Origin of the sequence: Aeromicrobium sp. CFBP 8757, assembly GCF_014841755.1 — a bacterium.
Lineage (GTDB): Bacteria > Actinomycetota > Actinomycetes > Propionibacteriales > Nocardioidaceae > Aeromicrobium.
Genome location: NZ_JACYUM010000001.1, coordinates 390,852 through 411,873, shown reverse-complemented (window position 1 = coordinate 411,873; position 21,022 = coordinate 390,852). Strand labels below are relative to the sequence as shown.

The window sequence follows — 21,022 nt, the reverse complement described above, 5'->3', positions numbered from 1 at the left end:
ACTTGCGGTGGAGCTGTCGGGGAGTTGTACTCGACTCCGACCCGCTCACCATAACACCCTCGGGTGCGACGGCTCAGCGGCCGACGACCCGGACGCCCGTCGCGTCGACGTCGAGCTCGTGGACCGACCAGCCCGCGGGCACGGCTTCGGCGACACCGCGCGCGAACGCCAGCACCGTCGGACCCGCGCCGGAGATGATCGTGGGCACACCGTCGACCCGCAGCGCCCGCAGCAGCTTGTAGGAGTCGGGCATCGCCTCGGCCCGGTACGCCTGGTGCAGGCGGTCCTCGGTGGCCGAGATCAGCCGGTGCGGCGCCCCGGTGAGGGCCGCGACGAGCAGCGCCGCCCGTCCCGCGTTGACCGCCGCGTCGCGGTGCGGGACCGTCTCGGGCAGCAGCCCACGGGCCTTCTCGGTGGACACCGCGGTCGACGGCACGAACACCGTGACGGCGACGTCGGTGTCGAGGCGCTCGACCGATGCGGCGGCGCCGTCGATCCACGAGATCGTGAGACCGCCGAAGAAGGCGGCCGCGACGTTGTCGGGGTGTCCCTCGATGTCGACCGTCAGCTGGAAGGCCGCGGCGTCGTCGAGCAGCTCGTCGCCGCCGTCGACCAGCGCGCGGGCCAGCACGACGCCGCCGACGATCGCGGCCGCCGACGAGCCCAGCCCGCGTCCGTGCGGGATGACGTTGTCGCACGTCAGGCGCAGGCCCGTCGGGCGTCCGCCCAGCAGGTCGAAGGCAGCGTGCATCGCCTGCACGACGAGGTGCGTCTCGTCGAGCGGGACGCCGTCGCGCCCCTCCCCCGTCACCGTGATCTCGAGGCCCGAGTCGATGACCTCGGCGGTGATCTCGTCGTGCATCGACAGGGCCAGGCCCAGGGCGTCGAAGCCCGGGCCGAGGTTGGCGCTGGAGGCCGGCACGCGGACCGTGACGGGCCCCTGGACGAACGTCACCGCAGTCCGGCGGCCTCGGCCGCCGCGTCGACGTCGAACTCGATGATCGCGTCGACGAGCGCACCGGCACCCGACAGCGCCGTGTCGATGTCCTTGAGCCCGTGGCCCGTGACCGTGACGGCGATCGTCAGGCCCGGGTCGACCTGTCCCGCGGCCGCGGCCTCGACGAGGCCGGCGACGCCGGCTGCCGAGGCCGGCTCGACGAAGACACCGTCGCGGGCGGCCAGGTCGCGCTGGGCCTGCAGGATCTGCTCGTCGCTGACCGACCCGATGCGGCCCGCCGACTCGTCGCGGGCGGCCTCGGCGAGGTGCCACGACGCGGGGTTGCCGATGCGGATGGCCGTCGCGACGGTCTCGGGGTGCGGGATCGGCGCACCCTGCACGATGGGGTCGGAGCCCTTGGCCTGGAAGCCCCACATCTGCGGGGTGCCCGACGACACGCCCGCCTCGGCGTACTCGCGGTAGCCCAGCCAGTAGGCCGAGATGTTGCCCGCATTGCCGACCGGCAGGACGTGCAGGTCGGGCGCGGCACCGAGCGAGTCGACGATCTCGAACGACGCGGTCTTCTGCCCCTGCAGCCGCACGGGGTTGACGGAGTTGACCAGAGCGACGGGGTACTTGTCGGCCAGCGCCCGCGAGAGCTGCAGGCACTCGTCGAAGCCGCCCTTGACCTGGATGACCTCGGCGCCGTGCATGACGGCCTGGGCCATCTTGCCCGCCGCGATCTTGCCGTGGGGCACCAGCACGACGGGCGTCAGGCCCGCCTGCGCCGCGTAGGCCGTCATCGACGCCGACGTGTTGCCGGTCGAGGCGCACACGACGGCCCTGGCTCCCTCGCCCACGGCGACCGACACGGCGGTCGTCATGCCGCGGTCCTTGAACGAGCCGGTGGGGTTGTTGCCCTCGACCTTGAGCCAGACGTCACCGCGCACGAGGCCCGACAGCCACGCCGAGCGGACGAGCGGCGTGCCGCCCTCGCCCAGCGAGATGACGGGCGACCCGTCGGTCACGGGCAGCCACTCGCGGTACTCCTCGATCACGCCGCGCCACACGTGTGCCATCAGAATCCTCCCTCGACGCGCATCACCGATGTCACGTCCCTCACCATGTCGAGACCCCGCAGCGACGCGACGGTCGCCGACAGCGCGGCGTCCTCGGCCTCGTGGGTCACGATGACCAGCTGGGCGTCGGACCCGCTGCCCTCCTGCCGGACCGTCTTGATCGAGACGTCGTACTCCGCGAACGCGCTCGCGACCGACGCCAGCACGCCCGCGCGGTCGTCGACGTCGATCGAGACGTGGTAGCGGGTGCGCGCCCGGCCCATGTCGAGCACCTCGAGCTGCGCGTGGGTCGACTCACCGGGCCCGAACACGTCGCTGCGACGGTTGCGGGCGACCGAGACGACGTCGCCCAGCACGGCGCTCGCGGTGGGGGCACCGCCGGCGCCGGGGCCGTAGAACATCAGCTCGCCGGCCGCCTCGCTCTCGACGAAGACCGCGTTGTACGCGCCGCGGACGCTCGCGAGCGGGTGCGTCAGCGGGATCATCGCGGGGTGCACGCGCGCCGAGACGGCCGGGCCGTCGGGCGTCTCGTGCCGCTCGCAGATCGCCAGCAGCTTGACGACGCAGCCCATCTCGTCGGCCGAGCGGACGTCGGCGGCGGTGACGTCGGTGATGCCCTCCCGGTGCACGTCGCCGATCGTGACGCGCGTGTGGAACGCCAGCCCCGCGAGGATCGCGGCCTTCGAGGCGGCGTCGAAGCCCTCGATGTCGGCCGTCGGATCGGCCTCGGCGTAGCCGAGCCGCTGCGCCTCGTCGAGCGCCTCGGAGAAGCCCTGGCCCGTCGTGGTCATGGCGTCGAGGATGAAGTTCGTGGTGCCGTTGACGATGCCCAGCACGCGCTGCACGCGGTCGCCGGCCAGCGACTCGCGCAGCGGCCGGACGATCGGGATCGCGCCCGCGACGGCGGCCTCGAAGTAGAGGTCGCGCTCGGCCTTGTGCGCCGCCTCGAACAGCGTCGCGCCGTCCTCGGCGAGCAGGGCCTTGTTGGCGGTGACGACCGAGGCGCCGTGCTCGAGCGCCGACAGGATCAGGTCGCGGGCCAGGTCGATGCCGCCGATGACCTCGATCACGACGTCGATGTCGCCGCGCGAGACCAGTCCGGCCGCGTCGGTCGTGAACAGCTCGTCGGGCACGTCGAGGTCGCGCTCGCGACCGAGCCGCCGGACGGCGATGCCCACCAGCTCCATCGGCGCGCCGACGCGCTGCGCGAGCTCGTCGGCGTCACGCGTCAGCAGGCGGGCGACCTCCGTGCCGACGACGCCGCAGCCGAGCAGGGCGACGCGGATCGGGCGTCCGGGGGTCCACGCGACGGGATCTGACGATGAGGGGCTCACCGGGCAAGGGTATCGGCGTCGACGGCCCACCCCCGCACTCCCCTGCAACCGCGGACGCCGAGGGGCCACGACACATCGGAGACATGCCGTCTGGATATCATCGTGGCCGGTCGGGGGGCCGACTCGGAGCCTCCCTCACGACGCCCGGGGGCACCATGACACGTTCGGCACGACTCACCTCTTCCTCCCATCCACGACACGGCCGACGACCGCGTCGGATCGCCGGCACGCTCACGGCCCTGTGCCTGGGCATCACCGGCCTCGCCGCCCTGCCGGCCCAGGCCGCCGGCGCCGGTTCGATCACCGGCACCGTCTTCACGCAGGCGGTCGGTGGCACGCCGCAGGCGGCCACCGGCGGATACGTCTACCTGTCCAAGAAGTCGGCGGACGGCGACTTCTACACCAGCGTCGACTCCGACCCCTCCACGGCGGGTACCGATGGGTTCTCGTTCTCGGGCAGCACCTTCACGCTGTCCGGGCTCGAGCCCGGGTCCTACAAGTTCGAGATGGCCTCGGCCAGTGCTCAGGACGGCGGCGACTACCAGCGCGAGTACTACAACGACGCCGAGTACGAGTGGGACGCGACCCCCGTCGAGGTCGGGTCCGGCGAGACCTCGGTCGACCCCATGGTGCTCGAACCGGCGGGCCAGATCAGCGGACGCGTCACGGATGCGTCCGGAGCCCCGCTCGCGAACGCCAACGTCTCGTTCCAGCGCACCGCGCTCGGCGGCTCGAACGGTGTGCAGACGGATGCCGACGGCCGCTACTCGACGACGAACATCTTCGGCGAGGGTCTCGTCAAGGGCGACGTCCGCGTGACGGCGAGCAAGAGCGGCACGTGGGAGACCGACGAGCCCAGCTACGTCAGTGAGTACTGGAAGGACGCCAGGACCTACGCCGCGGCCACGCCCGTCAAGGTCGTTCCAGGCGCGACCACGAAGGGTGTCGACTTCACGCTCGACGTGGCACCCCGCATCCGACTGACGGTCAAGGATCCGGAAGGGCAGCCCGTTCCCAACGCCGACGTGGGCATCTTCGTCTTCTACGACGGCGCGTGGGGCCCCTACCAGGCCGGCCCCAACCTGACGGACGGCTCGGGAGTCTTCCGCAAGACCGTTGCCGTCGGCGAGAAGTACAAGTTCTTCATCGATCCGCCGGAGGGTGTCGGCGGGGTCACGGAGTGGTACGACGACGCCTACAGCGAGGCAGACGCGAAGGTGGTCTCGGCCACCGAGGACGGCCAGGTCGTCGACATCACGATTAAGCTCGGCGCCGCACCTGCGGTCACCCCGGCTCCCGCACCCGCCCCGACGCCGACCGTGGTGCCCGCTCCCGTCGCACCCGGACGGTTCGCGACGTCCAAGGTCTCGGTCCAGGGCACCGCGAAGGTCGGTCGCACCCTGCGCGCGTCCACCCGCGCCTGGGCTCCGTCACCGGTCAGCCTGAGCTACACGTGGTACCGCAACGGCAGGGTGGTCAAGGGCCAGAAGAAGGCTGCGTACACGCTGCGCAAGGCCGACCAGGGCAAGCGCATCACGGTGCGCGTCCACCAGCGCAAGGCGTCGTACACGACCGCGAGCCGTCTGAGCGCCAAGACCCCGAAGGTCAGGAAGCGTTAGCGCTGCTCACCCGCGACGCCGACGCGACGGCCAGCACGCCCACGGCCGCGGCCAGGCCGAAGACCAGGACGTAGCCGGCCGTCGCGTCGATCGTCAGCATCGCGGCGAACACGACACTGCCGACCGACAGGACGAGCGACTCGGCCACCGCGTCGTTGACCTGCATCGCGGCGCTGTTCGCGCCCTGCTCAGCCGTGGACGAGTGGTCGAGGAGCAGCACGCCCAGCGTGGACACGGCCAGGCCCATGCCGAGGCCTCCCACGGCCCACACGGTCGCGATGGCGAGCACCGGCACCGCAGGGACGAGGGTCAGGAATCCCGAGCACGTGCCGAGCAGGACGCACACCGCCCCGACCCGGACGCGCAGGGGCTTGGACGACAGCCCAGGGACGTTGGCGGCGAGCCACGAACCACCGAACCACAGGACAGCGGCACTCGTCAGCAACAGTCCGGCCTGTGACACGCCCAGCCCGCGGTGATCGACGAGCGAGAGGGGCACGTAGGTCTCAGCGCCGAAGAACGCCGCGCTCAACAGGCTCCGGGTCGCCACGACGCCCGGGAGGCCGCGTCGCCCTCGCCACGTCCCCACCGGAACGAGCCGTGGGGCGAACACGACGATCACGGCGACCGCCACGACGAGAAGCAGCGGCCACCAGGCGACCCCGCGATGACCCGCCGCGCTGACACCGACGACCCCCGCGGCCACCCACACCGCCCACAGCGGACGCCGGCGGTCGACCACGACGTCCGGGTCGCCGTCGATCGCATCGAGCGCGCGCCACACCAGGCCGAGCGACGCCACGGCGATGACCGGCACTCCCAGGAACACCCACCGCCACCCGAACAGATCGGCGATCGTGCCGGCGACGAACGGGCCCATCAGAGCCGGCAGCAGCCACGCGCTTGTCATGACGGTGAAGACCCTGGCCCTCAGCTCCTCCTCGAACGTACGGCCGATGACGACGTAGAGGCCCACCCCGACGAATCCCATGCCGAGCCCCTGCACCGCCCGACCGACGAGGAACACCGGCATGTTCGAGGCGAGGCCGGCGACGACGAGACCCACGACGAAGATCCCCACGCCGGCTCGCAGTCCCGCGCCTGGACCACGCCGGTCCGTCCACGGGCCCGCCAGCATCATCGACACCACGCCGATCGCGATGGGCGTGGCGAACGACAACGCATACAGACCGATACCGTCGAGCTCCTCGGCGACCAGCGGCATGACCGTGGCCACCGCGAGCGACTCGAACGCCACGAGGAAGGCCAACGAGAACACGCCCAGGACGACGAGGCCATGGGGCCCCGTCCAGAGCTTCTCACGGGCCGGGTGGGGGTGGATCGTCATGCCGGGCTGCTCCTTCGTCGTGGGGAGATCCCATCCGACAACCTCAAGCGCAGTTGAGGTCAAGCCCGACGCTCCGGTGACCCGCGCGGGCTGGCAGGCTGTCGCCGTGAGCTCGATGTCCCCGACCGGCGACCACGACCGCGCCGCCTCGGCCCGAGCCGGCTTCCGGGCCGCCCTCCCCTACGCCGCCGTCGGCCTCGTCCTGTCGATGTCGTTCGGCATCCTGGCTCGCGACTCGGGCTTCTCCGCGGAGGCGACGATCGTGATGTCGGCCATCGTGTTCGCCGGCTCGGCGCAGTTCGCCGCCGTGTCGATCCTCGCCTCGGGCGGCACCGCGACCGCCGCCGTCGCGGCAGCGGCGCTGATGAACTCGCGCTTCCTGCCGATGGGCATCGCACTGGGACCTTCCCTGCCGGGCCGCGCGCCGTGGAGGGCGGCCCAGGGCCAGGCCGTCGTCGACGCGTCGTGGGCGATGGCGAACCGCGGCGACGGGACGTTCGACCGCTGGTTCCTGTTCGGCTCGACGGCACCGCAGTACGTCACCTGGATCGTCGGCACCGTGGTCGGCGCGCTGGGCGGCGACCTGTTCAGCGATCCGTCCCGGTTCGGCCTCGACGCGATCTACCCGACGTTCTTCCTGGCCCTGATGCTCGCCGAGGTGAAGGACCGGACGACCCTCGCCGTCGCGGTCGTCGGTGGGCTGGTCGCGCTCAGCCTGGTCCCGGTCGCGCCGGCCGGGCTGCCGGTGCTGGCGGCGAGCCTCGTGGCCCTGTGGGGACTCCGCCGAGCGGGGCGGGCCGCATGACCGCGACGATCTGGTGGACCATCGCGGGCTGCACCGTCGTCACGGCGATCATCAAGGGCATCGGGCCGGTGGCCTTCGGCGGACGGGAGATGCCGCCGCGGGTCGTCGGGGTCATCGCCCTCATGGCGCCCGCGCTGCTGGCGGCACTCGTCGTGACGAGCACCTTCGCGACGGGCGACCGCTGGCACGTCGGCGCGCACACCGTCGGCGTCGCGACCGGCGGCGTCATCCTCGTGCGCAAGGGCCCGCTCGTCGTCGCGGTCGCGGTGGCGGTCGCCGTCACGGCAGCGCTGCGCGCGTTCACCTGAGCCACGACCTCACCTATGGTTGAGGTCGTGGCGAGCGATCGGGTGGACCTGACCCCGGGAGCCGTCTCCGAGCGCACCGGCGTCTCGGTGCCCACCCTGCACTTCTACGAGCGCGAGGGGCTCATCGAGAGCCACCGCACGTCCGGCAACCAGCGCCGCTACCACCGTGAGGTGCTTCGTCGCATCGCGTTCATCCGCGTCTCGCAAGGGGTCGGCATCTCGCTGGCGCGCATCCGGGAGGCACTCACGACGTTGCCGGACGACCGAGTGCCGACGAAGGCCGACTGGTCGCGCCTGTCGCGCCGGTGGCGAGCAGACCTCGACGCCCGCATCGAGCAGCTGCAACGCCTGCGCGACGACCTCGACGGCTGCATCGGCTGCGGATGCCTGTCGCTGAAGAGCTGCGCCCTCTACAACACCGACGACGTCCTGGCGGCCCGCGGCCCCGGGCCGAGACGGCTGTTGGTCGACCGCGACGGCGGAGACGACGACGAGCCCCTCGTCAGCCCGCGAGGCTGATCGCCAGGTTGATCGTCGTCGCGACGACCACGGTGCCGAAGACGTACGACAGCAGTGCGTGACGCAGCACCAGCCCGCGCAGCTCGCTGGTGCGCAGGTTCGTGTCGGAGATCTGGAACGTCATGCCGACCGAGAGCGCGACATAGGCGAAGTCGACGAACCGCGGCGGGGCGTCGGTGTTGAAGTCGATGTCACGACCACCGCTCGGCAGCGGCTCCCCCTCGAAGTACTGCGCCGCGTAGCGCAGCGTGAACAGCGTGTGCACCAGCAGCCACGACAGGGCGACACCCGCCAGAGCGGTCGCGGCCAGCGCTCCCGACCGGGCGTCGGACGCGTCGTGGCCCTCGACCAGCAGCATCGCCACGGCGCCCAGGCTCGCGACCGAGGCGACGAGCACCAGGGCGTCCGCGAGCCCGCGCGCCGGGTCCTCGCGACGCGCGTGGGTCGCCGTCGCCGCGGCGTCCATGCGCCCGATCACCAGCCACACCCACACGACGTACAGCAGGCACGCCGCTGCCCACCCCACGACCAGACCCAGCTCCCACGAGTCCCAGACCGTCACACCGGCCCCGACCACCACGGCGACGACGACCATCGCGGCGAACCGTGCCGCGTAGCGGTGCGTCACCGGCGCGGGCATCGCGACTACCCGACGTCGAGAGTCAGCAGGTCGTCCTCGGTCTCGCGGCGCAGGATGACCCGCGCCTCGCCGTCGCGCACCGCGACGACCGCGGCCCGCGGGACGTGGTTGTAGTTGCTGGCCAGCGAGCGGCAGTACGCGCCGGTGCCGGGGACGGCGAGCAGGTCGCCCGCCTCGACGTCGCCGGGCAGGAACTCGTCCTTGACGACGATGTCGCCCGACTCGCAGTGCTTGCCGACGACGCGGCTCAGCACGGCGGGCGTCTCGGACGTGCGGGAGGCCAGCGTGCACGAGTAGTCGGCCCCGTAGAGCGCGGGACGGATGTTGTCGCTCATGCCGCCGTCGACCGAGACGTAGCGCCGCGAGGCACCGCCGTCGAGGGCGACCGACTTGCTCGTGCCGACCTCGTAGAGCGTGAACGTCGACGGTCCGGCGATCGCGCGGCCGGGCTCGATCGACAGGTGCGGCACGGCGATGCCCATCGACGCGCACTCGTCGTCGACGATCTTCAGCATGCCGCGGGCCAGGTCGGCGGCCGTCGAGGGATCGTCCTGCGTCGTGTAGGCGATGCCGAAGCCGCCGCCGAGGTCGAACTCCGGCATCGTGACGCCGAGCTCGGCCTGCACCTGCGCGTGCAGGCGCAGCACGCGGCGGGCGGCGACCTCGAAGCCGTCGGTCACGAAGATCTGCGAGCCGATGTGCGAGTGCAGGCCGCGCAGCTCGAGACCCGGCTCGGCGATCACGCGCCGGACGGCGTCGAGGGCGTCGCCGCCCGAGATCGAGAAGCCGAACTTCTGGTCCTCGTGGGACGTCGAGATGTACTCGTGGGTGTGCGCCTCGACCCCGGCCGTCACGCGGACCATGACGGCTGCCGTGACGCCGAGCTCGGCGGTCAGGTCGCGCAGGCGCCCGATCTCCTCGACCGAGTCGATGATGATGCGGCCGACACCGGCCTGGAGCGCACGGCGCAGCTCGGCGACCGACTTGTTGTTGCCGTGCAGCGCGATGCGGGCGGGCGGGACGTCCGCCCTCAGCGCGACCGCGAGCTCGCCGCCGGTGCAGACGTCGAGGTTGAGGCCCTCGTCGGCGATCCAGCGGGCGGTCGCGACGCACAGGAACGCCTTGGCGGCGTAGTAGACGTCCGCGTCGGGGAACGCCTCCTTGAACCCGCGCGCACGACGCCGGAAGTCGTCCTCGTCGACGACGTAGGTCGGGGTGCCGAACTCGGCGGCCAGGTCGGTCGCCGAGGCGCCCGCGACCGTCAGGACGCCGTCGACCTTCGCGACGCCGTCGGACCACAGGTGCGGGACGAGCTCGTTGGGGTCGTCGGGGTTCTTGAGCCAGGCGGGACCGCGGTCGCCGGCCTGGCCGTGCAGGGCACCGGCCTCGTGGGAGCGCATGCCTACATCCTCTCGGGAGCGGTCACGCCCAGCAGGGCCAGACCGTTGGCGATGACCTGACGCGTCGCGGCGACCAGCATGAGCCGGGCCCGGTGCAGGTCGCTCGGGTCCTCGTCGCCCTTGGGCAGGACGTGCGCGACGTCGTAGAACTTGTGGAACGCCGAGGCGGTGTCCTCGAGGTAGCGCGCGATGCGGTGCGGCTCGCGCAGCTCGGCCGCACGGGCCACGACCTTCGGGTAGTCGGCGAGCGAGCGCAGCAGCGCACCCTCCTGCTCGACCGCCAGCAGCGACGGGTCGAACGTCGCCTCGTCGATCGTGACGCCGAGGTCGACCGCGTTGCGGATGATCGACGAGAGGCGGGCGTGCGCGTACTGGACGTAGTAGACGGGGTTGTCGCTGGTCTGGCTGGCCCACAGGTCGAGGTCGAGGTCGATCGTGGAGTCCATCGAGTAGCGCGCCAGGGCGTAGCGCGAGGCGTCGACGCCGATCGCGTCGACGAGGTCCTCCAGCCGCAGCACCGTGCCGGCGCGCTTGCTCATGCGCAGGGGCTCGCCGTCGCGCACCAGGTTGACCATCTGCCCGATCAGCAGCTCGAGGTTGACCTTCGGGGTGTCGCCGAAGGCGGCGCACATCGCCATCATGCGCGAGACGTATCCGTGGTGGTCGGCGCCCAGCATGATCAGGCATCGGTCGAAGCCCCGCTCGCGCTTGTCGAGGTAGTACGCCAGGTCTCCCGAGATGTAGGCAGGCTGGCCGTCGGACTTGATCACGACGCGGTCCTTGTCGTCGCCGAACTCGGACGTCTTGAGCCATGTCGCGTCGTCCTGCTCGTACATCATCCCGAGCTCGCGCAGGCGGGCGATCGCGCGGTCGACGGCGCCCGAATCGTGCAGGTCGTTCTCGTGGAAGTAGACGTCGAAGTCGACGCCGAAGTCGTGCAGGCTCGCCTTGATCTCGCCGAACATCAGGTCGACGCCCTCGGCGCGGAACGTCTCGAGCGCCTCGTCGTCGGGCAGCTGGGCGGCGCCGGGGACCTTGGCCGTGACGGTCGCCGCGATGTCGGAGATGTACTGACCGCCGTAGCCGTCCTCGGGTGCGTCCTCGCCCCGGGCGTCGGCCAGCAGCGAGCGCGCGAAGCGGTCGATCTGCACGCCGTGGTCGTTGAAGTAGTACTCGCGGGTGACGTCGGCGCCGATCGCCGTCAGGATGCGACCCAGCGAGTCGCCGACCGCGGCCCACCGCACGCCACCGATGTGGATCGGGCCGGTGGGGTTGGCGCTGACGAACTCGAGGTTGACCCTCTGACCGGCGTAGAGGTCGCTCGTGCCGTACGACGTCCCGGCCGCGACGATCTGCGGAGCCAGGGCGCCCTGCGCACCCGCGGCGACCCGGATGTTGAGGAAGCCGGGTCCGGCGATCTCGGCGCTCGCGACGCCCTCGGCCGACGCCAGCTGGTCGGCCAGCAGCTGCGCGAACTCGCGCGGGTTCATGCCGGCCTTCTTGCCCAGCTGCAGCGCGATGTTGGTGGCGTAGTCGCCGTGCTCCTTGACCTTGGGTCGCTCGACGAGCACCTGGGCGGGGACGCCGTCCGGGAGGGCCACGGCCCCCGACTCGGTCAGGGCGGTCAGGGCGTCGACGATCGTGCTGGAGAGCTGCTCGGGGGTCACACGACCAGCGTATCCGCCGCGTCGACCGGGCCCGGACGTGGACGACCCGCAGGGCTGGGGCTCAGGCCCCTCACCGAGCGGACACACTCGGCACCCTGCGGGTCGGATGACTGCGGGTATTCGCCGTCACCGGTCCAGTTGACGCTGAACTGGGGTCCGCGACTAGCGGACAGCCACCTCACATGTCCAAGACGAATTCATTCTTCGGACCACCTCCTTTCCGTGTACCTGAAACGGTACGTCCGTCAGGGGCCCGGTTCAAGAGGAACGCGTCAGGGGGCGCGACGCGCGCGCGTGCGGTCGAGGACGTCGCCGACCGTCACCACCAGGTGGTCGGGGTCGAACGGCTTGGTCACGTAGGCGTCGACCCCCGCCTCGGTGGCCCGCTGGATGTCGGCGGCCTGCCCCTGCGTCGAGACCATGACGACCGCGATGTCGCGCGTGCGCCGGTCGGCGCGGATCGCCGTGACGGTCGCGACGCCGTCGAGCCGCGGCATCATGACGTCGACCGTGATGAGGTCGGGCATCGTCTCGAGGCGCTTCAGGACGTCGAGGCAGTCGACGCCGTCGACCGCCTCGTCGACGTCGTAGCCGGCCAGCTCGAGGTTGGTGCGGATCAGAAATCGGATCGAGGCCGTGTCGTCGACCACGAGCACTCTGGGCATGGACACCACGGTAGTGGGCGTGGGGTAGGCTCACACCGCAGTTGGCCGCATTGGCCCCCGTAGCTCAGGGGATAGAGCGCCGCCCTCCGGAGGCGGAAGCGGAGGTTCGAATCCTCCCGGGGGCACCGATCGTCTCGGTGCCGTGCACCAGGCAGACCGGCGTGACCGAGCAGCGGATCCCCTGCGGAAACACCCACAGCGTGGAGCCCCTCATGGACCGCCTCGACCTCGGAGTCATCGCCCGCACCGCCAAGGAGAACGAGCGGCGGCTGCCGATCCACCCGCGGCACCTCGAGCGCCTGTCCGCCGCGGTCCGCCCGCACGTGTTCCTCGAGGAGGGCTACGGCGAGACGTTCGGCGTCGGGGACGACGAGCTGCGTCCTTTCGTGGGCGGGCTGCTGTCGCGCGCCGAGCTGATCGAGCGCTGCGACGTGATCCTGCTGACGAAGCCGAGCGCCGACGACCTGCTCGAGCTGCGCGAGGGCCAGACGCTGTGGGGCTGGCCCCACTGCGTGCAGGACCACGCGCTGACGCAGGCCGCGATCGACCGCCGCCTGACCCTGATCGCGTGGGAGGTCATGAACCACTGGAGCGGCGACGGCAGCTTCCTGCTGCACGTGTTCCACAAGAACAACGAGCTCGCGGGCTACGGATCGGTGCTGCACGCGCTGCAGATCGCGGGCCTCACCGGAACGTACGGTCGCCGGCTCAACGCCGCCGTCATCGGCTTCGGGGCCACGGCCCGGGGCGCCGTCACGGCCCTGAGCGCCAACGGTATCCACGACGTCGACATCTTCACGCAGCGCGGCGTCGCGGCGGTCAGCGCGCCGATCCACTCGGCGCGCATCGTGCACTTCGACCCGGCGGACTCCCCCGCCGAGAGCCGCGCCCTCGTGGACCAGCAGTGGGTGCCGATGCCGGCCCTGCTGGCCGAGCACGACGTCATCGTCAACTGCGTCCTGCAGGACCCCAACTCGCCCATGACGTTCCTCACGGACGCCGACCTGCCGACGCTGCCGTCGGGCGCGCTGGTCGTCGACGTGTCGTGCGACGAGGGCATGGGCTTCGAGTGGGCCAGACCCACGACGTTCGACGACCCGACGTTCACGGTCGGCGACAACGTCACGTATTACGCGGTCGACCACAGCCCCTCGTACCTCTGGAACTCCGCGACGTGGGAGATCAGCCAGGCGCTGCTGCCGTACCTCGACACGGTGTTGTCCGGGCCGGCCTCGTGGGACGGCAACGAGACGATCCGCCGGGCCATCGAGATCCGCGACGGCGTGGTGCAGAACCCTGCGATCCTCGCGTTCCAGCAGCGCTCGGACGTCCACCCGCACGCCGTCCTCTGAGAACCCGGTTGCGGGATGTCCGCGCGCCAGTAGCGTCGATGACACACATCGACGAGAGGTTTCACAGCATGCCCACACGCACTGCACGCACCGCTTGGGACGGGACGTTCGAGGACGGCTCCGGACAGGTCGAGCTGACCGACTCGGGGCTCGGCACCTTCGAGATGTCGTTCAAGAAGCGGTCGTCCGACGACGGCGGCGGCGCCACGAACCCCGAGGAGCTGATCGGCGCGGCCCACTCGTCCTGCTACTCGATGCAGCTCGCAGCCCTGCTGGGCCAGAAGGGCGCGACCCCCGTCTCGATCGAGACGACCGCCAAGGTCACGCTGGGCGAGGACCCCGACGACAAGGGCTTCAAGATCCACAAGATCGCCCTGACCGTCCGCGCCGAGGTCGAGGGCATCGACGAGGCGGGTTTCCAGGCCGCGGCCGAGGACGCCAAGGCCAGCTGCCCGCTGAGCAAGGCGCTCGCGTCGGTCCCCGAGATCACGCTCGACGCCTCGCTCGAGTCGGCCTGACCGACACCGCCGGACCCGATCGGGGAGGTCCGCCGTCACGTCGTGGCGGCGGACCTCCCCATTGTCGTGCCGGGGGGCCTCACCCGTGCGCGCAGGCCGCGTCGACGTCGTCGTAGGCCACCAGCGTCAGGCCGTCCCCGGCGTCCCGGTCGGGCAGCACGCCGTCGGGATCGACCAGCACCACCGGGTGACCGTCGAGGTGCAGCCGGCGGGCCGCCTCGAGCACCATGCGGCGGCCGGCGGCGTTGACCTCGTACACCCGCGTCAGGTCGAGCACGACCGTGCCGGGTCCCTCCGGCTCCTCGGCGAGCGCGTGCAGGATCGACTCGGCCTCGGCGAAGCGGACGTCACCCTGCAGCTCGTACACGCTGGGACGCTCGCCGTCCCCCGCCCGTTCCTGCCGGACGGCTGACCGGCTGCCCTGCGACGACTCCATCAGGTGCAGCCCCATGTCGCGCGACAGACGCTCGAACAGCTGCACGCCGCGCGCGCTGTTGCCGTGCTCGTCGAGGCGCGGCGAGAACACCGCGATGCCGACCTGGCCCGGCAGCACGCCGATGATGCCACCGGACACGCCGCTCTTGGCCGGGATGCCGACCGACGAGAACCAGTCGCCCGCCGCGTCGTACATGCCGCACGACGCCATGACCGACAGCACCTGCCGGCACACCGCGGGGTCGAGGTGACGGCTGCCCGACACGGGATCGGCGCCGGCGTTGGCCAGCGTCGCGGCCATGCGGGCCAGGTCGCTCACCGTGACGTCGATCGAGCACTGGCGCGTGTAGCCGCGGACGACGTCGACGGGGTCGTCGTCGATCGCACCCACCGTGCGCAGCATGTGGGCGATCGCGAGGTTGCGGTGCGCACTGCCCATCTCGGACTCGAAGACGTCCTCGTCGACGTGCAGCCGGCGCCCCGCGAGGTCGCTGTAGAAGTCGAGCAGACGCTCGACGCGCCGCTGTGACGACCCGCCCTCGACCAGGGCGTGCGCCGCGATCGCGCCGGCGTTGATCATGGGATTGCGCGGACGCCCCGTCGACGCCTCGAGCGAGATCTCGTTGAACGCGTCGCCGGACGGCTCGACGTCGATCTTCTCGTGGACCACCTCGAGGCCGCGGTCGGCCAGGGCCACCGCGTACGTGAAGGGCTTCGAGATCGACTGGATCGAGAACTCGACCTCGGTGTGCCCGACGGGGTACACGTGGCCGCGGACGGTCCCGAGGGCCGCCCCGAACCGATCGGGGTCGGCGCGCGCCAGCTCGGGGATGTAGTCGGCGACCTCGCCGGAGTCGCCGTCGCACTGGCCGAGCACCTCGGCCAGCCAGTCCTCGATCGGAACCTTCACGGGCGTCCCTCCAGGCAGGCGTCGGCGGTCAGCCGCGAGCATCCCACACGTCGCGGAACGGGCACGACGTGGCGACCCGTCGCGATGCCGTGTGACCCAGCCGTCGGCCGCACCTGCCTGCGGCGGGCTGGTGCCTCGCGTTAGTGTGGTGAGCACACTTTCACCTGCGCGCCAGCACACACATCGGAAGAGGCGATCGAGGCTGTGGCCGAGTCCTCCCAAGACCATTCAACTCCTGATTTCGGCACGAACCAGTGGCTCGTCGAGGAGATGCACGACCGCTACCGGGAGGACCCCTCCTCGGTCGACGAGACCTGGGTCGCCTTCTTCACCACCGGTGACGGCGCCGGCCTGAGCGCCCCCGCGTCGACCAACGGGACGGCGCCCGCCGCTGCCCCCGTCACGCCGCCGACGTCGCCCGCGTCCGACACCCCGCCCGCGCCCAAGACGACCCCGGCCACCGCGGCCCCGCCCGAGGAGAAGGCCCCCGACTCCCCCGCGCCCGTCAAGCCGACCCCCGCCGCCGCACCGGCCGAGGCCGCCGCTCCGGCGCCCAACGGCAGCCCCGCCGCGAAGGCCAAGACCCCCGCCGCCCCCGCGTCGTCCGGCAAGGCCAAGGCCGCCGACATGCCGGCCGCCGACAAGCCGGCCGGTCCCGGCGACGTCGAGAAGGTCGTGCTGCGCGGTGCCGCCGCCCGCACCGTCGCCAACATGGACGCGAGCCTCACGGTGCCGACCGCCACCAGCGTCCGCTCGGTGCCGGTCAAGCTGCTGTTCGACAACCGCACCGTGATCAACAACCACCTCGCCCGTGCCCGCGGCGGCAAGGTCTCGTTCACGCACCTGATCGGCTACGCGATCGTCCAGGCCGTCAAGGCCATGCCCGAGATGAACACGGGCTACGAGGTCGACGAGAAGGGCAAGCCCAACCAGCTCAACCCCGAGCACGTCAACTTCGGCCTCGCGATCGACCTCAAGAAGCCCGACGGGTCGCGCACGCTGCTCGTGCCGTCGATCAAGGCCACCGAGACCATGACGTTCGCGGAGTTCTGGGCCGCCTACGAGACCATGGTCCGCAAGGCCCGTGACGGCAAGCTCGAGGTCTCCGACTTCCAGGGCACGACGCTCAGCCTCACGAACCCCGGTGGCATCGGCACGAACCACTCGGTGCCGCGGCTCATGTCCGGCCAGGGCGTCATCATCGGCGTCGGCTCGATGGAGTACCCGCCGGAGTTCCAGGGTGCGTCGGAGCACACGCTGGCGCAGATGGCGATCAGCAAGATGATGACGCTGACGTCGACCTACGACCACCGGGTCATCCAGGGCGCGCAGTCCGGCGAGTTCCTCAAGCGCGTCCACGCCCTGCTGCTCGGCGAGAACGGCTTCTACGACGAGATCTTCCGCGCCCTGAAGATCCCCTACGAGCCGATCCGTTGGGCCCAGGACATCGCGGTCAGCCACGACGACGAGGTGCACAAGCAGTCGCGCGTCCTCGAGCTGATCCACGCGTTCCGCGTGCGCGGCCACCTGATGGCCGACACGAACCCGCTCGACAACTCGCCGCGCAGCCACCCCGACCTCGACACGGCGTCGCACGGCCTGACGCTGTGGGACCTCGACCGCGAGTTCGCGACCGGCTCGTTCAAGAGCGACAAGCGCTTCATGAAGCTGCGCGAGATCCTCGGCATCCTGCGCGACTCCTACGCCCGCACGATCGGCCTGGAGTACATGCACATCCAGGAGCCCGCCGAGCGCGAGTGGTTCCAGGAGCGCATCGAGCGCCCGCACACCAAGCCGCCGCGCGAGGAGCAGCTGCGCATCCTGCAGAAGCTCAACCAGGCCGAGGCCTTCGAGACGTTCCTGCAGACCAAGTTCGTCGGCCAGAAGCGCTTCAGCCTCGAGGGCGGCGAGACCACGATCCCGTTCCTCGACGAGATCTGCGAGGCCGCCGCGGCCGACAAGCTCGACGAGGTCTGCATCGGCATGGCCCACCGCGGCCGCCTGAACGCGCTGGTCAACATCGCCGGCAAGCGTCCCAGCCAGGTCTTCCGCGAGTTCGAGGGCAACATCGACCCCCGCACCGTGCAGGGCTCCGGCGACGTCAAGTACCACCTCGGCGTCGAGGGCGAGTTCACGTCCGGCAACGGCGACCGGGTCAAGGTCTCGATCGCGGCCAACCCGTCGCACCTCGAGGTCGTCGACCCCGTCCTGGAGGGCATCGCCCGCGCCAAGCAGGACCGCCTCAACCAGGGCGCGGCGTACCCCGTCCTGCCCGTCCTCGTGCACGGCGACGCGGCGTTCGCTGGTCAGGGAGTCGTCGCCGAGACGCTCAACCTGTCGCAGCTGCGCGGCTACCGCACGGGCGGCACGATCCACCTGATCGTCAACAACCAGGTCGGCTTCACGACGTCGCCGTCGTCGTCGCGCTCGTCGACGTACTGCACCGACGTCGCCCGGATGATCCAGGCGCCGGTGTTCCACGTCAACGGCGACGACCCTGAGGCGTGCATCCGCGTCGCGCAGCTCGCCTACGAGTACCGCCGCACGTTCCACAAGGACGTCGTCATCGACCTCGTCTGCTACCGCCGCCGCGGTCACAACGAGGGCGACGACCCCAGCTTCACGCAGCCCCTGATGTACGACACGATCAACGCCAAGAAGTCGGTGCGCAAGCTCTACACCGAGGCCCTGGTCGGTCGTGGCGACATCACGCTGGAGGAGGCCGAGGCGGCCCTGACGGACTACCAGGCCCAGCTCGAGCGCAACTTCGCCGAGGTCAAGGAGGCCGCGTCCGATCCCGACTACACCCGGACGCCCGACTACCCCGAGAAGCCCGAGCACGCCGGCGAGCTCGTCACCGCGATCTCGACCGAGACGATGAAGGCCATCGCCGACTCGTACACCAACGTGCCCGAGGGCTTCACGGTCCACCCGAAGGTGCTGCCGCAGCTCCAGCGTCGCGCGCAGTCCATCTCGGCCGGCCCCATCGACTGGGGCACCGGCGAGATCCTCGCGATGGGCTCGCTGCTGCTCGACGGTCGTCCCGTGCGCATCTCCGGCCAGGACACCCGACGCGGCACGTTCTCGTCGCGGTTCGCGACCATCATCGACCGCACGAACGCCGACGAGTGGACGCCGCTGTCCAACGTCGGCGACGAGCAGGCGTCGTTCCACGTCTACGACTCGCTGCTCAGCGAGTACGCCGCTCTCGGCTTCGAGTACGGCTACTCCGTCGCGCGGCCCGAGGCGCTCACGATGTGGGAGGCGCAGTTCGGCGACTTCGTCAACGGCGCCCAGTCCGTCATCGACGAGTACATCTCGGCGGGCGAGACCAAGTGGGGCCAGAAGTCGGGCGTCGTCCTGCTGCTGCCGCACGGCTACGAGGGACAGGGGCCCGACCACTCCTCGGCACGCATCGAGCGCTTCCTGACGCTGTGCGCCGACGAGGCCATGACGGTCGCGCAGCCCTCGACCCCCGCGTCGTACTTCCACCTGCTGCGGCGTCAGGCGCTCGAGAGCGAGCACCGTCCGCTGATCGTCTTCACCCCGAAGTCGATGCTGCGCAGCAAGGCCGCCGCCTCCCAGCCCGACGACTTCACGACGGGCTCGTTCCGTCCGGTCATCGGCGACGCCGCCTTCGGCGACGGCGCGGCCGACCCGTCCGCGGTCGACCGGGTGCTGGTGTGCTCGGGTCGCGTCACGTGGGACCTGATGGCCGAGCGCGACAAGCGCGAGGCCGACGGCTACCGCACCGCGATCGTGCGCCTGGAGCAGATCTACCCGCGTCCCGTCGACGAGCTCAACGCCGAGGTCGCCCGGTTCACCAACGCCCGCGAGGTGCGCTGGGTGCAGGACGAGCCGGCCAACCAGGGCCCGTGGCCGCACGTCGCGCTGCACTTCAGCGGCGAGTTCGACGGCGTCCCGCTGGTGCGCGTGTCACGCCCGGAGTCGTCTGCGCCCTCGGTGGGCTCGCACAGCCGCCACGTCGAAGAGCAGGCCGAGCTCATGGCGCAGGCCTTCGCCTGAGTCCGGACGCTCATGTACTTCACGGATCGCGGCATCGAGGAGCTGCAGGCCAGGCGGGGTGACGAAGAGGTCACCTTCGCCTGGCTCGCCGAGCAGCTGAGCACGTTCGTCGACCTCAACCCCGACTTCGAGATCCCTGTCGAGCGGCTGGCCACCTGGCTCGCCCGCCTCGACGACGAGGACGAGTAGGCTCCCCGCATGGCCAAGATGTTGATGTGCCCGTGCGGCGAGCAGCTGGTGGGTCGGTCCGACGACGACTTCGTCACCGCGGTCGACGCCCACCTGCAGACCGCCCACGAGGGACGCACCTACCCCGCGAGCATGATCCTGCAGATGGCGCAGCCGTTCCCGGACGACCAGCTGCCCTGACCCGCCCCGGCCCGGCCCAGCCCAGATCTGCGGAGAACAGGACCTTTCAGGGACGGCAGAAGCGTCCGCTTCTCCGCACTTCTGGGCTGGGTGAGCTTCAGTCCGTCACAGGGTCAGGACGATCTTGCCGAAGACGCTGCCGTCGATGACGCTCTGCAGGCCCGAGGCCGCCTCGGCCATCGGGATCTCGCGGTCGATCAGCGGTCGGGTGCCCGTGACGTCCATGAACTGCGCGAGCGCGTGCAGCTCGTCGCGGGTGCCCATCGTGGAGCCGTGCACCCGCATCTGCTGGAAGAAGATGCGGGTCAGCTCGGCGTGCGACGGCGCGTCGCCCGACGTCGCGCCCGAGATGACGATCGTGCCGCCGGGTCGCATCGACTTGACCGAGTGCGACCACGTCGCCGCCCCGACGGTCTCCATCACGGCGTCGACCTTCGACGGCAGCCGGGCGCCCGACTCGAAGGCCTCGTGGGCGCCGATCTGGACGGCCCGCGCCCGCTTGTCCTCGTCGCGGCTCGTGGCGTAGACGCGGAACCCCGCGGCGCGGGCCAGCGTGATCGCGGCCGTCGCGACGCCGCCGCCGGCGCCCTGCACGAGCACCGTGTCGCCCTGCTTCAGGCCCGACTGCGTGAACAGCATGCGGTAGGCCGTGAGCCATGCGGTCGGCAGGCAGGCCGCCTCGGCGAACGACAGGCCCTCGGGCTTGGGGACGACGTTGCGGGTCGGCACCGCGACCTTCTCGGCGAACGTGCCCTGGTGCCGCTCCGACAGCAGCGACCGACGGGGGTCGAGCGTCTCGTCGCCCCGCCACGACGGATCGCTGATCACGGCGTGCACGAGCACCTCGTTGCCGTCCTCGTCGTAGCCCGCGGCGTCGCAGCCGAGGATCATCGGCAGCGCCTTCTCGGACAGGCCGACTCCGCGCAGGCTCCACACGTCGTGGTGGTTGATCGAGGCGGCCTTGACCGTCACGGTCGTCCACCCGTCGGGGACCTCGGGCTCGGGGCGCTCGCCCACGACCAGTCCGGACAGTGGGTCGCTAGGGGTGATCTGACCGGCGTAGACGGCGAACATCGTGGCTCCTCCAGGTG

19 protein-coding genes and 1 tRNA gene are annotated in these 21,022 nt (G+C 71.1%); 10 read left to right on the top strand and 10 right to left on the bottom strand.

The window, feature by feature from the left end; genetic code table 11:
* Window positions 1-73: 73 nt before the first annotated feature.
* From thrB to IFT73_RS01990, 3 genes are read right to left on the bottom strand one after another with little or no spacing between them, the layout of a single operon-like run.
* Window positions 74-955, bottom strand: a complete 882-nt coding sequence (gene thrB / locus IFT73_RS02000; protein ID WP_192166166.1) for a homoserine kinase — start codon at window positions 953-955, stop codon at window positions 74-76.
* Window positions 952-2,016: a threonine synthase gene (thrC, locus tag IFT73_RS01995; protein WP_192166165.1), complete on the bottom strand. Its 1,065-nt coding sequence runs from the start codon at window positions 2,014-2,016 to the stop codon at window positions 952-954. Before thrC ends, thrB begins: the two co-directional genes overlap by 4 nt.
* On the bottom strand, window positions 2,016-3,350 hold the full coding sequence (locus tag IFT73_RS01990) for a homoserine dehydrogenase (protein WP_192166164.1): 1,335 nt from the start codon (window positions 3,348-3,350) through the stop codon (window positions 2,016-2,018). The genes thrC and IFT73_RS01990 overlap by 1 nt, the downstream gene beginning before the upstream one ends.
* 155 nt (window positions 3,351-3,505) lie before the next feature.
* Here IFT73_RS01990 and IFT73_RS01985 point away from each other — a divergent pair, with 155 nt between their 5' ends.
* Window positions 3,506-4,969 (top strand): carboxypeptidase-like regulatory domain-containing protein, encoded by a 1,464-nt coding sequence (locus IFT73_RS01985; protein ID WP_192166163.1) that lies wholly within the window; start codon window positions 3,506-3,508, stop codon window positions 4,967-4,969.
* On the opposite strand, the gene IFT73_RS01980 is transcribed toward IFT73_RS01985, so the two are convergent.
* Complete coding sequence (locus IFT73_RS01980) at window positions 4,956-6,317, bottom strand: MFS transporter (protein ID WP_192166162.1); 1,362 nt, start codon at window positions 6,315-6,317, stop codon at window positions 4,956-4,958. The genes IFT73_RS01985 and IFT73_RS01980 overlap by 14 nt on opposite strands.
* Before the next feature lie 115 nt (window positions 6,318-6,432).
* Between IFT73_RS01980 and IFT73_RS01975 the strand changes: the two genes are divergently transcribed.
* The 3 genes from IFT73_RS01975 to soxR are packed head-to-tail and all read left to right on the top strand — an operon-like array spanning window position 6,433 to window position 7,949.
* Window positions 6,433-7,122 (top strand): AzlC family ABC transporter permease, encoded by a 690-nt coding sequence (locus IFT73_RS01975; RefSeq protein ID WP_192166932.1) that lies wholly within the window; start codon window positions 6,433-6,435, stop codon window positions 7,120-7,122.
* Window positions 7,119-7,430, top strand: a complete 312-nt coding sequence (locus tag IFT73_RS01970) for an AzlD domain-containing protein (RefSeq protein WP_192166161.1) — start codon at window positions 7,119-7,121, stop codon at window positions 7,428-7,430. The genes IFT73_RS01975 and IFT73_RS01970 overlap by 4 nt, the downstream gene beginning before the upstream one ends.
* 15 nt (window positions 7,431-7,445) lie before the next feature.
* Window positions 7,446-7,949, top strand: a complete 504-nt coding sequence (soxR, locus tag IFT73_RS01965) for a redox-sensitive transcriptional activator SoxR (RefSeq protein ID WP_192166160.1) — start codon at window positions 7,446-7,448, stop codon at window positions 7,947-7,949.
* Here the strand turns inward: soxR and IFT73_RS01960 are convergent.
* The 4 genes from IFT73_RS01960 to IFT73_RS01945 all read right to left on the bottom strand — a co-directional run bounded on the left by IFT73_RS01960 (window position 7,933) and on the right by IFT73_RS01945 (window position 12,321).
* A complete protein-coding gene (locus IFT73_RS01960) occupies window positions 7,933-8,589 on the bottom strand; it encodes a DUF1345 domain-containing protein (RefSeq protein WP_192166159.1) in 657 nt (218 codons plus the stop codon). The genes soxR and IFT73_RS01960 overlap by 17 nt on opposite strands.
* 5 nt (window positions 8,590-8,594) lie before the next feature.
* Window positions 8,595-9,989, bottom strand: coding sequence for a diaminopimelate decarboxylase (lysA, locus tag IFT73_RS01955; RefSeq protein WP_192166158.1), 1,395 nt, complete (start codon window positions 9,987-9,989; stop codon window positions 8,595-8,597).
* 2 nt (window positions 9,990-9,991) lie between these two features.
* The gene (gene argS / locus IFT73_RS01950; RefSeq protein WP_192166157.1) at window positions 9,992-11,656 is read right to left on the bottom strand and encodes an arginine--tRNA ligase; all 1,665 of its coding nucleotides are present in this window, start codon (window positions 11,654-11,656) and stop codon (window positions 9,992-9,994) included.
* Window positions 11,657-11,928: 272 nt separating this feature from the next.
* On the bottom strand, window positions 11,929-12,321 hold the full coding sequence (locus IFT73_RS01945; protein ID WP_192166156.1) for a response regulator: 393 nt from the start codon (window positions 12,319-12,321) through the stop codon (window positions 11,929-11,931).
* Between the two features lie 53 nt (window positions 12,322-12,374).
* Here IFT73_RS01945 and IFT73_RS01940 point away from each other — a divergent pair.
* The 3 genes from IFT73_RS01940 (at window position 12,375) to IFT73_RS01930 (ending at window position 14,191) form a co-directional block, all read left to right on the top strand.
* Window positions 12,375-12,446 (top strand) — tRNA-Arg (locus tag IFT73_RS01940).
* Window positions 12,447-12,533: 87 nt separating this feature from the next.
* Window positions 12,534-13,673 (top strand): N(5)-(carboxyethyl)ornithine synthase, encoded by a 1,140-nt coding sequence (locus IFT73_RS01935; RefSeq protein ID WP_192166155.1) that lies wholly within the window; start codon window positions 12,534-12,536, stop codon window positions 13,671-13,673.
* Between the two features lie 68 nt (window positions 13,674-13,741).
* Window positions 13,742-14,191 carry an OsmC family peroxiredoxin gene (locus IFT73_RS01930; RefSeq protein ID WP_192166154.1) on the top strand — a complete coding sequence of 150 codons (450 nt, stop codon included), beginning with the start codon at window positions 13,742-13,744 and terminating at the stop codon, window positions 14,189-14,191.
* Window positions 14,192-14,270: 79 nt separating this feature from the next.
* On the opposite strand, the gene IFT73_RS01925 is transcribed toward IFT73_RS01930, so the two are convergent.
* A complete protein-coding gene (locus IFT73_RS01925; protein WP_192166153.1) occupies window positions 14,271-15,536 on the bottom strand; it encodes a glutaminase in 1,266 nt (421 codons plus the stop codon).
* Window positions 15,537-15,740: 204 nt separating this feature from the next.
* Here IFT73_RS01925 and IFT73_RS01920 point away from each other — a divergent pair, with 204 nt between their 5' ends.
* The 3 genes from IFT73_RS01920 to IFT73_RS01910 are packed head-to-tail and all read left to right on the top strand — an operon-like array spanning window position 15,741 to window position 19,931.
* Entirely contained in the window at window positions 15,741-19,562 is a 3,822-nt protein-coding gene (locus IFT73_RS01920; RefSeq protein WP_192166152.1) for a multifunctional oxoglutarate decarboxylase/oxoglutarate dehydrogenase thiamine pyrophosphate-binding subunit/dihydrolipoyllysine-residue succinyltransferase subunit, read from the top strand.
* A 12-nt stretch (window positions 19,563-19,574) separates the two neighbouring features.
* Entirely contained in the window at window positions 19,575-19,751 is a 177-nt protein-coding gene (locus IFT73_RS01915) for a DUF6104 family protein (protein ID WP_188111919.1), read from the top strand.
* 9 nt (window positions 19,752-19,760) lie between these two features.
* Window positions 19,761-19,931 carry a hypothetical protein gene (locus IFT73_RS01910; RefSeq protein ID WP_192166151.1) on the top strand — a complete coding sequence of 57 codons (171 nt, stop codon included), beginning with the start codon at window positions 19,761-19,763 and terminating at the stop codon, window positions 19,929-19,931.
* 105 nt (window positions 19,932-20,036) lie between these two features.
* On the opposite strand, the gene IFT73_RS01905 is transcribed toward IFT73_RS01910, so the two are convergent.
* A complete protein-coding gene (locus IFT73_RS01905; RefSeq protein WP_192166150.1) occupies window positions 20,037-21,005 on the bottom strand; it encodes a zinc-binding dehydrogenase in 969 nt (322 codons plus the stop codon).
* Between the last annotated feature and the right edge of the window lie 17 nt (window positions 21,006-21,022).

Coding starts and splice junctions, on each gene's coding strand:
- IFT73_RS01970 (WP_192166161.1), top strand. CDS start 7,119: ATGACCGCGACGATCTGGTGGACCATCGCGGGCTGCACCGTCGTCACG.
- IFT73_RS01985 (WP_192166163.1), top strand. CDS start 3,506: ATGACACGTTCGGCACGACTCACCTCTTCCTCCCATCCACGACACGGC.
- IFT73_RS01905 (WP_192166150.1), bottom strand. CDS start 21,005: ATGTTCGCCGTCTACGCCGGTCAGATCACCCCTAGCGACCCACTGTCC.
- lysA (WP_192166158.1), bottom strand. CDS start 9,989: ATGCGCTCCCACGAGGCCGGTGCCCTGCACGGCCAGGCCGGCGACCGC.
- IFT73_RS01945 (WP_192166156.1), bottom strand. CDS start 12,321: ATGCCCAGAGTGCTCGTGGTCGACGACACGGCCTCGATCCGATTTCTG.
- IFT73_RS01935 (WP_192166155.1), top strand. CDS start 12,534: ATGGACCGCCTCGACCTCGGAGTCATCGCCCGCACCGCCAAGGAGAAC.
- thrC (WP_192166165.1), bottom strand. CDS start 2,016: ATGGCACACGTGTGGCGCGGCGTGATCGAGGAGTACCGCGAGTGGCTG.
- IFT73_RS01975 (WP_192166932.1), top strand. CDS start 6,433: ATGTCCCCGACCGGCGACCACGACCGCGCCGCCTCGGCCCGAGCCGGC.
- IFT73_RS01960 (WP_192166159.1), bottom strand. CDS start 8,589: ATGCCCGCGCCGGTGACGCACCGCTACGCGGCACGGTTCGCCGCGATG.
- IFT73_RS01980 (WP_192166162.1), bottom strand. CDS start 6,317: ATGACGATCCACCCCCACCCGGCCCGTGAGAAGCTCTGGACGGGGCCC.
- IFT73_RS01915 (WP_188111919.1), top strand. CDS start 19,575: ATGTACTTCACGGATCGCGGCATCGAGGAGCTGCAGGCCAGGCGGGGT.
- IFT73_RS01930 (WP_192166154.1), top strand. CDS start 13,742: ATGCCCACACGCACTGCACGCACCGCTTGGGACGGGACGTTCGAGGAC.
- IFT73_RS01910 (WP_192166151.1), top strand. CDS start 19,761: ATGGCCAAGATGTTGATGTGCCCGTGCGGCGAGCAGCTGGTGGGTCGG.
- soxR (WP_192166160.1), top strand. CDS start 7,446: ATGGTTGAGGTCGTGGCGAGCGATCGGGTGGACCTGACCCCGGGAGCC.